The sequence below is a fragment of the Nonomuraea longispora genome (assembly GCF_004348345.1).
GTDB lineage: Bacteria > Actinomycetota > Actinomycetes > Streptosporangiales > Streptosporangiaceae > Nonomuraea > Nonomuraea longispora.
This window is the reverse complement of sequence record NZ_SMJZ01000036.1, coordinates 17,496-30,678: the sequence shown is the minus strand read 5'-3', so window position 1 is coordinate 30,678 and position 13,183 is coordinate 17,496. Positions and strand designations below refer to the sequence as shown.

Genomic DNA, 13,183 nt, shown 5'->3' with positions numbered 1-13,183 from the left:
CTCAATGTCGCATTCTACCCGGCCTGGTGGGGCTCACCCAGGATCCGTACACCCCCGGTCCCGGCTAGGCGGGACGGCCGCGGTTTCCGCCGAACCGGCACACATGCCTTTTCCCACCGTCTGGGCTATGGTCGGCCTTATGACGGGACCGTGGAGAACACCACGAGGGCCCATCACGTTCGCCGGCGTGATGGGTCTGGTCCTGCTGTCCTTGTTGCTGGTCGGATCAACATACAACTGGCACGGCGGCCGTGCCTACCAACCCGGCCTGGGCGCCATGCAGACGTGGACACCCGAGGCGTGGGACGCGCAGTTGTCGAGCATGCCGCCGCAGACCGCGACCGGCGAGCGCCAGGTGCTGCCGCTGTGGCCGCCCCTGCGCGGTGAGCGCCGGCACGAGGCCGGGCTGCTCGCGAGGTTGCCCGCCGCCGGGCTCGATCCAGGCGGGATCCGCGATCCCCAGCAACTCGCGCACCGCACGGCCGGATCGCGCAGTCCGCCGCTGATCTAGCGCTCCTCTTCTCCTGCCGCTCGCGCGGTGCGAGGCCCGGTGGCACATGCCCGGTCCCCGTCCGTGAGCGCTGCCTTCGGCCACCCCCGGGGGTGCGCCGTTATCCGCAAGCAAGGAGCCGAACACTGTCATGGCCGACGTCAAATCAGTCCACACGCACCTGCAGCACTACGAGCGGCACCTGGCGCGGCTGGAGGAACTTCGTGAGCTGCTGCAGGAGCAGCTCACGGCCGCCCTGTCCCGCCCCCGACCGTCCGGCGCCACGGCCGATGCCCGCACGTCCGAGATCGAGACCGCACTCGACCGCATGGACAGGGGCATCTACGGAACGTGCCGGGGCTGCGGGACTTTCATCGCCTACGAACAGCTCCTGCGGATGCCGTACCGGAGCATCTGCGACCGGTGCGCGCTCCAGAGAGGACATCAGCATGACTGACACCAACGGAACGACTCACCTCAGCAGCGTGCAGGCCGAGACGCTGCGCCAGGAGCTCCAGGAGCAGCTGGCCAGGCGCAGCAACCAGCTGGCCGGTCTGCAGGCGGCGGCGAGCGAGGGCAGTGGTGCCGACGACACGTGGCAGGAACTGCTCGTCAACATCGCCGCCGCCGACCGCGCCATCGCCGAGCTCGGCCAGGCCCTCGAACGGCTGTCCGAGGGCACCTACGGGCGCTGCTCCCACTGCGAGACGGGCATCCCGTTCGAGCGGCTCAAGATCCGGCCGCTGGCGCGCTACTGCATCGGCTGCCAGCGCCGGCACGAAGCCGCCTGAGAGAGCCGGGAGGGCCGGGGCGTGATTTCCGGCCCTCCCGGCGCGACACGTCACAACGCGAGGATCTCCTCCAGCGGGTACGGCACCAGCCGGCTCTCCCGCTGGAACCGGCGGTAGAAGCCGGACATCACGATGGCCACCGGGCTGTGCCGGGTGAGGATCGCCGCGACCGTCTCCGGGACGCCTTCGGGCCGCTCCCCGTCGGCCCACCTGCGCATGAGGACGCCCCGCTCGTCCGCCGTGGCGGCGCCGTACAGCTCGGCCGCCAGCCAGTTCACCAGGTGTGTACGCGTGTACGCGCGGTCGTACGTGGCGTGCCGGCGGAAGAAGTCCGACTCCTCGCTCGACATCGTGAAGCGCGAGGAGATCGACAACCCGAAGTCGGCGAAGTAGAGCCGGCGCCCGTCGGTCAGGATGTTCTGGAAGTGGGCGTCGAAGTGCAGCAGGCCGTGGGCGTTCATGAACGAGACCCCCGACTCCAGCTCCCGCTCCACCAGCTCACAGGCCGAGCCGGCGGTCTCGCCCCCTGCCGCCACCGGCGCCTTGAGCCATTCGTGCAGGTCGTGCGGGAAGTGTTCGAGGAACAACACGAGACTCGCCCGGGAGCGGTGGAGCTCTTCGATGCGCTCCCGCACCTCAGGGCCGCCGCCCCAGAAGGCGACCGCCCGCTCCACGTCGGCCAGCTCCTCCGGCGGCGGATGCGGGCCGTCCGGCAGCACCCGCCAGTGGTACATCAGCGGGAAACCGGGGAACCGCCCGGCCAGCACCCAGTTCGTGGTCATGACGTGCACGGCCAGCTCCCGCCACGCACCGCCGCCCGGACCGCCGATGCCGCCGATGCCGTAGCGGCAGAAGGGCGGGAGCCCGAAGACGTTCGCGGTGGACCGGACGGTCTCCGGCAGCAGCTCCCGGTCGGTGAGAGGCACCTGTTTCACGAACACCGGCGTTCCTTCCACCTCCAGCAGCGCCGACCTCCCGCCGACGCCGGAGCCGAGCGGGACGGCCTCCTTCAGCAGTTCGCCCAGCTCGTGGTCGCCGTGGAAGGCGAGAGAGGTGGCCACGGCGCCGTAGGTCGTGTTGCGGGAGGTCTCTTCCATTCCGGGGACTCTAGCCAGGGGAGCGGGCGGACGGCCCCTCTCCCGCGCGACGTGGCCGGCGCGCGGCTCCTGCGTCGAGGACGCTCAGGATCGGTGAGCGCGCATGTCCAGGTAGAGGTGCGAACGGTGCACGCGCCGCGTCCGCAGCAACCTCGCGAGGTCGGCGGAGGTCTGGTGGCTGAGCTGCCAGTGGAAGTAGTTCACGTACTCGGCCACCGCCATCAGGTAGAACAGGACGCCCGGCACCGATTCGAGCCCCACCTCCCCGCGCGCCGCGAACACCGCCAGCACGACGAACCCGGCGACCAGGGCTGTCTCGCACAACCGGCGCAACCACCAGAAGGCGGCGATCATCGGCGGTACCGGCAGCCGGGCGCGCAACTGCCGCACCTTGATCGCCCAGTACGCGCCCCCGATCAGCAGATGCACGGCCACCAGGACGAACCCCGTCACGTTGACGGTGTTGAGCGGCGCGGGCAGGACCACGAACGCCACCAGGCCGAAGATCACGATGTTCACCGGTTCGAGCACCGCGAGGTTGCGCATGCGTCGTACGAGCGTGGTGCGGGGGCTGTTCCTGGGGGTCATCCTTGAGAGGATGCCTCACGCCTTCCCGCGGCGCATCACCGGCCCGGCTCTTCAGCGGTCTCGGGCCGGCTCGACCAGCGGCGTGTCCACCAGGTGCTCGATGAGGAACCAGGTCTGCAGCTCTCCCGTGCGGATGACGTCGGAGACCAGCAGGTCGTTGGTGCCGTCGTCGCCCATCTCGGCGGTGCGGGCGGCCGCGTCGTGCGCCGCCACCAGGATCGCCTCGTGCGCCTCGATCAGCCGCGACAACATGGCGGGCACCTCCTCCGCGCCGTCCGGCGGGCGCTGGATGACGGTGATCTCGGCGACGTGCCTGGGGTCGCCGACCGCCACGCCGCCGAGGGTCTGCACCCGCTCGGCGAGCGAGTCGATGATCTCGAGCTGCTCCGCGGCGTGCTTGTCGAGCAGCAGGTGGAGCTGGTAGAAGGTGGGGCCGCGCATCAGCCAGTGGTGCTTCTTGTACAGGCTGTAGAGGATCTGCGTGTCCGCGAGCACCTGGTTGAGGCGCTGGCAGGAGTACATCCGCGCTTCGTACGTGAGCCCGAGCGGGAACATGCGGACCGTGCCGAACTCCTGGATCTCAACGCCGTCCTGGTGAATCCACGGCTGGCTGGAGCCTTTCTTGCGGGGCTTGGTGGTGCGTCTGGTGGTGGGCACGGGCCGTTCCTTCCTCTGCGGATCGCGTCGGAGCGAACATTCCCCTTGACCAGGGCACATGAGCACCACGTCGGTCCATCAATCGGAAAAGACCCGCGCGTGGCTACAGCAGGTCGCCCGCGCCCGAGCTGGTGAGCTCCGCGAACGCGTCGTCGACGGACGGCACCAGGTCGAGGGCGCCCAGTTGCAGGCGCAGCGCCGCGTCGCCACCCGCGACGAGCATGCGTCCGCCCGACGCCCGTGCGTGCCGGTCGGCCGAGCGCAGCGTCTCGCGGCCGGAGTCGTCGGTCTCGGTGAGCCCCTCGACGTTCACGATGAACAGCGGCGGGATCCGGGCGACCAGCACCTTGACGAGATATTGCTGGAGGACGAGCGACGCCACTCCGGCGAGGCGGCCCTTCAGGTGCAGGAGCGCGATGCGCCCGTGACGGTCGAACCCGATGTCGAAGTCCGGATGAGCCCCGTAGGCGCCGGGTTCCATCGGGTTCATGGCATCCGTCCAGGTGGGGGGACCGTGTTGTGCGAGCCCACCCTAGCAGTCCGTCGCCTTCCGCAACGGAGGGTGTCCGTATTCCGGCCTCGCTTCTCGCGCCTTTTCGGCATGCCGCTTGAACGGTCCCCGCGGGCGCCGCGTATCCCGTAGTGACCCGGCACCGCCCAGCCAGGGCCGAGCCCGAAGCCAGAGGGGATGACGGCACATGCGACTTCGACGCTGCCGTCCGGTTATCGTCGTCTGCTGTCTCGCGGGGATGGTCCCGCTCGGCGCGTGCGCCCCGTCGTTTCCCGCCCAGAGTGCGGGCCTGCCCGATGTCGCCACCGTGCGGACCACCGCCCCGCTGCCGGTGGACACGGAGTTCCCGGAGGTGACGCAGGACGCCTCCGGGACGCCCACGGAGGATCAGGGCTCCGGCACGTGGCTCACCAAGTGGGGACCGCTGTCGGAAGCGGACCGGTCGCTGATCCAGAAGGTACGGCTGGCCACCCTGTGGGAGATGACCATCGCCCAGGAGGCCGTCCAGAAGGCGAGCACGGCCAAGGTCCGCGAGATCAGCAAGGAGATCGCGTCGCAGCACCACGATCTCGACGTGGAGGCACGCGACCTCGCGACCAAGCTGAACGTGGAGCTGCCCGTCAGGCCCACCGACGACCAGCAGAACTGGATGTCCGACATTTCCGGACGTACGGGGATCGCCTACGACACCACGTACGTGAAGTGGCTGCGCCTGGCGCACGGCCAGATCTTCGGCCTCATCGGCACGGTCCGAGGCAGCACACAGAACACCCTGGTCAGGAAGTTCTCCGAGCAGTGCAACGCCGCCGTGCTCAACCATCAGCGTCTGCTCGAAAGCACCGGGCTGACCACACCGGAGAGTTTCCCGACCCCCAGCACCTGAGGGCGGGCGCCTTTCATGGCGACCCCCTCATGGGCGACATGATCGGGCGGCCGTGCGGCACCAGGCCCAGCGAGATGGACAGCTGACGCGCCGTCTCGCCGACCGCGGCGCCGATCTCGTGCAGCCGGGCCGCCGGATGCGTCCTCGCGACCGACACGCTGATCGCCGCCGTGATCAGCCCCCGATGGTCGCGTACGGGCGCCGACACCCCGGCCGTGCTGTCTTCCAGCTCGACGTCCGTCACGGCGTAGCCGCACGAGCGCACGTGAGCGAGGTCGGCCAGCCACTCCTCCGTGCCGCCGACCGCCGATTCGAGCCCGGAGGGCAGGGTGGTGGCGCTCAGCAGGTCGCGTACGCGCTGCTCGTCCCAGTCGGCGACCAGGGAGCGGCCGGCGGCGGCCATGAGCAGCGGCACGGAGATGCCCTCCCAGACGCGGTGATAGATCCGCGACGACGGCACCGACATGAGCGTCAGCACCAGGTTGCCGCGCAGCACGCACAGGTAGGCGTCCTCGTCGAAGGTGGTGGTCAGCCCCCGCAGGTAGGGGGCGGCGACCTGGACGAGCCGGGCGTGCTGGGTGCGCGCCGCCAGGGCGAACAGCCGCCACCCGAGGCGGTAGCGCCGGGTGACCGGATCGCGCTCGACCATGCCTTCGAGCTCCAGAGCCCGCAGCGCCCTGGACACCTGGCTTTTCTCCCGCCCCAGCCGCTGCGCGATCCAGGTGACACCGAACCCGTCAGCATCGCGATCATCGCCGTGACCTGCGAGCAGTTCGAGAATCTCCATATCCCGGCGTAGGCCTGCCGAGGGCACGGTCGGCTTGTCCGTCATCCCTGTCCGTTCATAACAGAACCATTGCACTACTGTTGCGCTAGTTGCACCTAGTTTTGCGCTCACCGCAACTAATCGCATACGTTTGCGAACCCATGCAAGCGTAAAGGAAGCCGGTACCCCCATGAACTTCAGCGAGTACGTGCTCTCACGCTGGGACACCCTCTCGCTGGCCGCGACCGAGCACGCCGTCGTCGTGGGAATCGCCATCGCGATCGCCACCGTGTTCGGCGTCGGCATCGGGCTCCTCGCCTACGACGCCCCCAAGGTGCGCAGCACCTCCGTGGCGATCTCCGCCGGGATCCTGACGGTCCCGTCACTCGCGCTGCTCACCCTCCTCATCCCCATCTTCGGGCTGGGCTGGGGCTCCACGCTGGTCTCGCTGACCGCGTACGCGTTCCTGCCGATCATCCGCAACACCGTCACCGGGCTGCGCGGCCTCGACGCGGCCACCGTCGAGGCGGGCCGCGGGATGGGCCTGAGCCGCGTACGGCTGCTGCTGCGGGTGCAGCTTCCGCTGGCCTGGCCGCTGATCCTGACCGGCGTGCGCATCTCGGCGCAGATGCTGATCGGGATCGCCGCCATCGCCGCCGTCGTCGACGGCCCCGGCCTGGGCACGCAGATCTTCGAGGGCCTGTCCCGGCTCGGCTCGGTGAACTCCCTGAACGCCACCCTCGCGGGAACGCTGGGGATCGTGGTCATCGCCATCCTGTTCGACCTGTTCTTCTTCGCCGTTCGCTACATCACCACCCCAAGGGGGCTTCGTGTTCGACCGTGACACCGAAGGCGTGCGCATCGAGCTGCGCTCGCTGACCAAGCACTATCCGGGCCAGCCTGCCCCAGCGGTCGACAACGTCACCCTCGACATCCCGGCCGGCGAGCTGGTCGTGTTCGTCGGCCCGTCGGGCTGCGGCAAGACGACCACTATGAAGATGATCAACCGCCTGGTCGAGCCGACGTCCGGCGAGATCCTCATCGGCGGCCAGGACGTGCTGAGCCTCGACCCCGACCAGCTGCGCCGCCACATCGGGTACGCCATCCAGCAGGTCGGCCTGTTCCCCCACCAGACCATCGCGCAGAACATCGGCCTGGTCCCCAACCTGCTCGGCTGGCCGGCCGACCGGATCTCCGCCCGAGTGGACGAACTGCTGTCCCTGGTGAACCTCGAACCGTCGGCCTTCCGCGACCGCTACCCTCGCCAGCTCTCCGGAGGTCAGCAGCAGCGTGTGGGCGTGGCCAGGGCGCTGGCCGCCGACCCGCCCGTGATGCTCATGGACGAGCCGTTCGGCGCCACCGACCCGATCACGCGCGAGCACCTGCAGAACGAGTTCGTCAAACTGCAGAAGCAGCTGCGCAAGACGATCATCTTCGTCACGCACGACTTCGAGGAGGCCATCAAGCTCGGCGACCGCATCGCCGTGCTGCGCGAGGGCTCGCACATCGCGCAGTACGACACACCGGCCGCCATCCTCGCCGACCCCGCCGACGAGTACGTCGCGAGCTTCATCGGGCAGGACGCCACGCTCAAGCGGCTGGCGCTGATGCGCGTGTCGGAGGTGTCGGCCACCGGCTCGCCGGCCGGTTCCGGGCTGCCGCAGGTGTCCGCCGACGCCAGCCTTCGCGAGGCGCTGGACATCATGATCGCCCACGGTGCGGACCGCTGCGCCACGCCGTCCGGAGTGCTCACGTACGCCGCCCTGTGCGAGGCCGTGGGCACCCGGGCCGGCGAGCAGGAGGACGTGGTGTCCAGTGAGCGCTGAGACCCTGGCCGTCGGGCACTCCCGCACGAGCGGCCGTACGGTGGGCGCGCGACACCTCATCACGCCCGTCACCATCTGCGCCGTGCTGGTCGCCCTCTACGCCTGGGTCGGGACGCTGGAACTCGACTCGATCGAGCAGCGCAGCCTCAACCAGGCGGTGATCCTGACCAAGGCCGTCGAGCACATCCAGATGACCGTGGCCGCCACCACGCTGGTAGTGATCATCGCGATCCCGCTCGGCATCGCCGCCTCGCGCTCCAGGAACCGGCTGATCACGCCCGTCATCCTCACCGTGGGCAACCTGGGCCAGGCCGTCCCCTCCATCGGCCTGCTCGTGCTGGCCACGTTCCTCATGGGCGTCGGCTTCCAGACCGCGCTGGTCGGGCTCGTCGCGTACGCCGTGCTGCCCGTCCTGCGCAACACCATGGTCGGGGTCCAGCAGGTCGATCCGGCGCTCATCGAGGCCGCCCGCGGCATGGGCATGACCAGGGGCCAGATCCTGCGCCGGGTCGAGCTCAAGCTGGCCGTGCCCGCCATCCTGGCCGGCCTGCGCACCGCGCTCGTGCTCACCGTGGGCGTCGCCACGCTCGGCGCCTTCGTCGCGGCCGGCGGCTTCGGCGAGCTGATCGTCAACGGCCTCAAGCTCAACCGCATGCCCGTGACCATCGTCGGAGGCGTGCTCACCGCGTGCATCGCCTTCTTCATCGACTGGCTCGGCGGGCTCGCCGAGGACCTGCTCAAGCCACGCGGCATGTGACCACGCTTTTCGGCAATGACCCGATCACATAGCAAGAAGGTGCTTCCATGTTCTCCCGCCCGTTCCGACAGACGTTCACCCTGCTCGCAGCCGCAGCCCTCTCGATCACGACCCTGAGCGCCTGCGGCTCCTCCGACGCCGTCGAAGCCGGCAGCGCGGGCGACGAGCTCCAGGGGACCAAGTACATCATCGGCTCCAAGGACTTCACCGAGAACATCGTGCTCGGCAAGCTCGCCGTGCACCTGCTCAAGGCGCACGGGGCCGAGGTCGTCGACAAGACCAACCTCGGCGGTACGGTGGCGAACCGCAAGGCCCTGGAGTCCAAAGAGATCGACATGTACTGGGACTACTCCGGCACAGGGTGGATCGAGTTCCTGAAGAACACCGAGCCGATCCAGGACTCCGCCGAGCAGTTCAAGGCCACCGCCGAGGCCGACCTGGAGAAGAACAAGATCCGCTGGATCGGTCCGACCCCGCTGAACAACACCTACGCCCTGGCCATCCGCTCCGAGAAGGCCACGGAGCTGGGCGTCAAGACGGTCTCCGACGTGGCCGAACTGGCCAGGACCAGCCCCAAGGACGTCACGATCTGCATCGAGACGGAGTTCTCGACCCGTGACGACGGGCTGCCCGGCCTGAGCAAGGCGTACGACATGAACATCCCGAAGAACAACATCTCCCTGCTCGACACCGGCGTCGTCTACACCGAGACCGACAAGGGCGAGACCTGCAACTTCGGCGAGGTGTTCACCACCGACGGCCGCATCGCCGCCCTCGACCTCACGGTGCTGGAGGACGACAAGAAGTTCTTCCCGATCTACAACGCCGCCATGACCCTGAGGGACGAGACCTACCAGAAGAGCCCCGCCGTCGAGAAGGTGCTGCAGCCCCTGATCGCCAAGCTGGACGACACGACCATGCAGGAGCTCAACGCGCAGGTCGACGTCGAGGGCATGGAGCCGGGCAAGGTCGCCTCCGACTGGCTGGGCAAGCAGGGCTTCCTCGGCAGCGACGGGGCCGCCTGACCGCCTGACCGCCTGGTCCCCTGAACGCTGACCGCCTGGCCGGGGCGGGCCGCCACCGTGCGGCCCGCCCCGGTCGTCGCCGTCACCCCGTCGTCGCGGTCACCCTGGGTCGCCGTCGTCGCGGCTCCCGGCCCTCCGCCCAGGCGCGTACGCGCCGGACCGGCCGCTCAGGCGTCGGGCCAGCCGAGAGGGTGGGTGCCGGCTTCCGCCGACTCGCCGCCCGCCTCGTTGAAGGCGGTCATCGCCGAAATCAGCGCCCGGCGCTCCACCGGTGACATCCGGGAGACGATCGCCGCGATCTCGTCCCTGCGGCGGGCGGTCACCTGGTCCACGATGCGCCTGCCCTCGTCGGTCAGGCGCATCAGGCTCTCCCGCCGGTTCAGCGGGTTGACCTCGCGGAGCACCAGCCCCGCGGCGGCGAGCCTGTCGGCCATGCGCATGGCCGTGGACGAATTGACGTCGAGCAGCTCCGCCATGGTGACGAGCTTGGTCTCGCCGTGCCCTGAGAGCACCACGAGCATCCGGAACTGCGGCAACGTCACCCGGTCGGCGACGGCGCCGAGCGAGCGAGCCGCGATCGCGACCAGCAGCCGCGAACCCGCCAGCACCGCCGAGATGACAGCATCCCGGTCCTCACCGTTCATCTGGGCGGATTGACGCTCTGGCATAGAACTGTTCTACACGGTCGGGGACGGGCGTCCACATGGCGACCCGGCCTACGATGCCGTTCCTCCGCAGGTCGGAAGATCGCGGAGACCGGCCGGACGTCCGTGCCGCTCTCCCCGCGCGCCGCCGGGGCCGCCTCGGCGACCGGCGCGGCCCGTGTGCGAAGGTGATCCCGGGAACTCCGCGCGCCGTGACAGCGGAGTCACTAATGTTGCATACTGCAAGAATGTGGAGAGCCACGTTGGGAGTCCCTCAGGTGCTTGTACCCCCTCTCCAGGTCGGCCGTTACCGTCATGCCCTGGAGACGGCCTGAGATCATGGCGATGTCCAGAGACGAGCGGCGAGCGCTCGCGCAGATCGAAAAGCAGCTGGCGCACGAGGACCCCGTGCTCGACAAGCTCCTGGCGGGGCCGCGCGGCAGGGGCGGCGAGCCTGACCCGCCCCGCGGGCTCGACGCCCTGAGCACCCAGGCGGTCGTGTTGTGGGCGCTGGCCGCGGCGACCAGCGTCGTCCTGGTGCTCGCGGTGGCCATCCTGCTGTCCTACCAGGACTTCTCGGGCACGCTGCGACCCTCCCCGACCGCGATCCCGTTCAACGGCCCCTTCCCCGGCCCCGGCGCCACCGAGCTCAACGACCAGATGAGCTGACGGCGCCGCTAGGGAGCGGCGGTGGAGGCGCGTTCGACCAGGTCGGGTTGGAAGACGACCTGGCGATGCTCGTGAGCGTGGCCGGCGGGCTGGTTCGCCTCCTCGAGCAACATCAGCGCGGCGGTGTGGCCGAGCTCCTCGCGCGGTTGCCGGATCGACGACAGCGGCACGGCCGCGGCGGCGGCGAAGTCGATGTCGTCATAGCCGAGGATCGCCACGTCGGCCGGCACCCGCAGGCCCCGCTGGGTCATCTCCTGCAACGCCCCGATCGCGACCAGGTCGTTGGCGCAGAAGAGCGCGGTGGGGCGCTCGGCGGGAGGCAGCCCGGCGAGCTCCGCGCCGGCGACGCGCCCGGTGGCCACCGTCAGGTCGGGCAGCGGGATGACGGTCAGCACGTCGGAGGGGTCCAGCTCACCGGCCAGGCCGTCGCGCCGCTCCCGCACCTGGCGCACGCTGAACGGCCCGCCGGCGAAGGCGATGCGGCGGTGCCCCCGCTCGCGCAGGTGCCGGCCGGCCAGGCGCCCGCCGAGCACGTCGTCCACCGCCACGGCACAACCGCGGCTGTGCGGGGCCGAGCTGTCGAAGCGCACCACCGGGATGCCGCGGGAGACGAGCCGGCTCAGCCGCTCCTCCTCGCCGCTGTCGTTGACCGGCGTGATGAGCACGCCCAGGGGACGCTGCTCCTCGAACGTCTCCAGCAGCCCGGCCTCGCGGGAGGCGTCCTTGTTGCTGTTGAAGACCATGACGTTGACGTCGAGGGGCTGCGCCGCGGTCTCCACGCCGCGCAGCACGTCGATGAAGAAGGGGTTGGCCAGATCGAGGGCGACCACGCCGATGGTGCGGCTGCGGCCGGCCCGTAACTGCCGGGCGGAGCCGTTGCGGACGTAGCCGAGCGTGGCGATCGCCGCCTGCACCCGCAGCCGCGTCTGGGGGGCCACCATCTCGGGCCGGTTGAGCACGTTGCTCACGGTGCCGACGGAGACCCCGGCAAGCCGGGCGACCTCTTTGATGCTCGACATCGTTCCTCGTGTCCGGTGGTCACCGCTGATCCTACCGCCTCTTCGCACGGTTGTTCCCGAACGCGCGGGTTCCTGCGTGGGCATGCCCTTTGTGGGTAGTGGGGCGGGCACTCGTACCTGTGGGGAGGGCGGATGCGCTCATCCATCAGTCTCGGCCGGATCGGGGGGATCCCGGTCGGGCTCAACGTCAGCGTGCTGGTCATCGTGGTGATCCTGCTCGTCGGGCTGGCCTTCGGCCGGTTCCCCGTGGTCTTCCCCGGCTCGTCCCCCGTGGTGTACCTGCTGGCGGGGCTGGTCACGGCGGTGTTGTTCCTGGCCTCGCTGCTGGCCCACGAGATCTCCCACGCGCTGGTGGCCAAGCGCCACGGCATCGACGTGGCGCGTATCACGCTGTGGCTGCTCGGAGGGGTGGCGGAACTGCGCGGCGAGCCGCGTACGCCGGGGGCCGACCTGAGGATCGCGGTGGTGGGGCCGCTCACCAGCATCGCGTGCGGCGTGTTCTTCGGGGCCGTCGCGCTGCTGACCGCCGCCGCGGGCGGGGCGCCGCTGCTGGTCGGAATGTTCACCTACCTGGCGGGGGTCAACGTGATCCTGGCCGTGTTCAACCTGATCCCGGCCGCGCCGCTGGACGGCGGGCGGGTGCTGCGTGCCGCTCTGTGGTCGCGGTGGGGCGATCGTACGCGGGCCGCGGTGGCCGCCGCCCGCGCAGGCCGGGTCTTCGGCTACATTCTCATCGCGCTGGGCTTCCTCCAGGTCGTCACCGGCAGCGGGTTCGAAGGGCTGTGGCTGGCGCTGATCGGCCTGTTCCTCGTCAGCGCCGCCAGTGCCGAGGAGCAGCAGGCGCAGCTCGGCTCGTCGCTGCACGGCGTCAGGATCGGGGACGTCATGGCGGACCGGCTCGTCGTCGCCCATCCGGACGAGACCGTGGCCGAACTGGTCGACCGGGTCGTCCTGCGCGAGCGCCTGTCCACGTATCCGCTGGTGGACCACGACATGCGCTTCCTCGGGCTGGTCACGCTCAACCGCATCCGCCGGGTGCCGCCGGACGCGCGGACGGCGACGCGGCTGCGCGACATCGCCTGCCCTTCCGACGAGGTGCCCACCGCCCGGCCGGACGAGACACTGATCGACGTGCTCGGCAGGATGGGGGGCTGCGCCGACGGCCGGGCCGTGGTGCTCGACCCGCACGGGCGGCTGATCGGGCTGCTCACGCCCAGCGACATCAGCCGCGTGATCCAGACCGCCGGGCTGCGCGCGAGCGACCCGTACCACGGGCCCCGGGGCGCCGACCTGACGACGCATCACCCTGACCGGCCCCTGGACCGCTCCGGCCGGTGACCCGATGCGGACACGCCTGCCGCCGCGTCAACCGTGCCCATCACCACGCACGATCTCCGGACCCCCGCTGGAGCTCAGCACCTCGGGCCGCAACCTGCGCTTCCACGAGATGTACTGGTCGA

17 protein-coding genes are annotated in these 13,183 nt (G+C 70.0%); 10 read left to right on the top strand and 7 right to left on the bottom strand.

Going from position 1 to position 13,183, the window contains the following annotated elements:
- The first annotated feature begins 139 nt into the window (after positions 1-139).
- From E1267_RS12460 to E1267_RS12450, 3 genes are all read left to right on the top strand, one after another.
- The gene (locus tag E1267_RS12460) at positions 140-511 is read left to right on the top strand and encodes a hypothetical protein (RefSeq protein ID WP_132332593.1); all 372 of its coding nucleotides are present in this window, start codon (positions 140-142) and stop codon (positions 509-511) included.
- Between the two features lie 130 nt (positions 512-641).
- Complete coding sequence (locus E1267_RS12455) at positions 642-947, top strand: TraR/DksA family transcriptional regulator (RefSeq protein WP_132332592.1); 306 nt, start codon at positions 642-644, stop codon at positions 945-947.
- Positions 940-1,281: a TraR/DksA family transcriptional regulator gene (locus E1267_RS12450; protein ID WP_132332591.1), complete on the top strand. Its 342-nt coding sequence runs from the start codon at positions 940-942 to the stop codon at positions 1,279-1,281. The genes E1267_RS12455 and E1267_RS12450 overlap by 8 nt, the downstream gene beginning before the upstream one ends.
- Before the next feature lie 50 nt (positions 1,282-1,331).
- Here the strand turns inward: E1267_RS12450 and E1267_RS12445 are convergent, their stop codons facing one another.
- The 4 genes from E1267_RS12445 to E1267_RS12430 all read right to left on the bottom strand — a co-directional run bounded on the left by E1267_RS12445 (position 1,332) and on the right by E1267_RS12430 (position 4,113).
- Entirely contained in the window at positions 1,332-2,378 is a 1,047-nt protein-coding gene (locus E1267_RS12445) for a protein kinase family protein (protein WP_132332590.1), read from the bottom strand.
- 84 nt (positions 2,379-2,462) lie between these two features.
- Positions 2,463-2,966, bottom strand: coding sequence for a hypothetical protein (locus tag E1267_RS12440; protein WP_220449444.1), 504 nt, complete (start codon positions 2,964-2,966; stop codon positions 2,463-2,465).
- Between the two features lie 51 nt (positions 2,967-3,017).
- Positions 3,018-3,623, bottom strand: a complete 606-nt coding sequence (locus E1267_RS12435) for a Dps family protein (RefSeq protein WP_246063798.1) — start codon at positions 3,621-3,623, stop codon at positions 3,018-3,020.
- A 103-nt stretch (positions 3,624-3,726) separates the two neighbouring features.
- On the bottom strand, positions 3,727-4,113 hold the full coding sequence (locus E1267_RS12430) for an STAS domain-containing protein (RefSeq protein ID WP_132332588.1): 387 nt from the start codon (positions 4,111-4,113) through the stop codon (positions 3,727-3,729).
- 208 nt (positions 4,114-4,321) lie between these two features.
- On the opposite strand from E1267_RS12430, the gene E1267_RS12425 reads away from it, so the two are divergent.
- The gene (locus E1267_RS12425; RefSeq protein ID WP_132332587.1) at positions 4,322-5,017 is read left to right on the top strand and encodes a DUF4142 domain-containing protein; all 696 of its coding nucleotides are present in this window, start codon (positions 4,322-4,324) and stop codon (positions 5,015-5,017) included.
- Positions 5,018-5,030: 13 nt separating this feature from the next.
- Here the strand turns inward: E1267_RS12425 and E1267_RS12420 are convergent, their stop codons facing one another.
- Entirely contained in the window at positions 5,031-5,849 is an 819-nt protein-coding gene (locus E1267_RS12420; RefSeq protein ID WP_165959578.1) for an IclR family transcriptional regulator, read from the bottom strand.
- Between the two features lie 124 nt (positions 5,850-5,973).
- Here E1267_RS12420 and E1267_RS12415 point away from each other — a divergent pair, with 124 nt between their 5' ends.
- From E1267_RS12415 to E1267_RS12400, 4 genes are read left to right on the top strand one after another with little or no spacing between them, the layout of a single operon-like run.
- Positions 5,974-6,627, top strand: coding sequence for an ABC transporter permease (locus E1267_RS12415; RefSeq protein ID WP_132332585.1), 654 nt, complete (start codon positions 5,974-5,976; stop codon positions 6,625-6,627).
- Positions 6,614-7,609: an ABC transporter ATP-binding protein gene (locus E1267_RS12410; RefSeq protein ID WP_132332584.1), complete on the top strand. Its 996-nt coding sequence runs from the start codon at positions 6,614-6,616 to the stop codon at positions 7,607-7,609. The genes E1267_RS12415 and E1267_RS12410 overlap by 14 nt, the downstream gene beginning before the upstream one ends.
- Positions 7,599-8,366, top strand: a complete 768-nt coding sequence (locus E1267_RS12405; protein ID WP_201760931.1) for an ABC transporter permease — start codon at positions 7,599-7,601, stop codon at positions 8,364-8,366. Before E1267_RS12410 ends, E1267_RS12405 begins: the two co-directional genes overlap by 11 nt.
- A 47-nt stretch (positions 8,367-8,413) precedes the next feature.
- Entirely contained in the window at positions 8,414-9,391 is a 978-nt protein-coding gene (locus E1267_RS12400) for a glycine betaine ABC transporter substrate-binding protein (RefSeq protein WP_132332583.1), read from the top strand.
- 167 nt (positions 9,392-9,558) lie between these two features.
- Here E1267_RS12400 and E1267_RS12395 read toward each other — a convergent pair whose 3' ends face one another.
- The gene (locus tag E1267_RS12395; protein ID WP_246063797.1) at positions 9,559-10,035 is read right to left on the bottom strand and encodes a MarR family winged helix-turn-helix transcriptional regulator; all 477 of its coding nucleotides are present in this window, start codon (positions 10,033-10,035) and stop codon (positions 9,559-9,561) included.
- Between the two features lie 339 nt (positions 10,036-10,374).
- On the opposite strand from E1267_RS12395, the gene E1267_RS12390 reads away from it, so the two are divergent.
- Complete coding sequence (locus tag E1267_RS12390; RefSeq protein WP_165959577.1) at positions 10,375-10,704, top strand: DUF3040 domain-containing protein; 330 nt, start codon at positions 10,375-10,377, stop codon at positions 10,702-10,704.
- Positions 10,705-10,712: 8 nt separating this feature from the next.
- Here E1267_RS12390 and E1267_RS12385 read toward each other — a convergent pair whose 3' ends face one another.
- The gene (locus E1267_RS12385) at positions 10,713-11,723 is read right to left on the bottom strand and encodes a LacI family DNA-binding transcriptional regulator (protein ID WP_132332580.1); all 1,011 of its coding nucleotides are present in this window, start codon (positions 11,721-11,723) and stop codon (positions 10,713-10,715) included.
- A gap of 132 nt (positions 11,724-11,855) precedes the next feature.
- Between E1267_RS12385 and E1267_RS12380 the strand changes: the two genes are divergently transcribed.
- A complete protein-coding gene (locus tag E1267_RS12380) occupies positions 11,856-13,061 on the top strand; it encodes a site-2 protease family protein (RefSeq protein WP_132332579.1) in 1,206 nt (401 codons plus the stop codon).
- Positions 13,062-13,183: the final 122 nt, after the last annotated feature.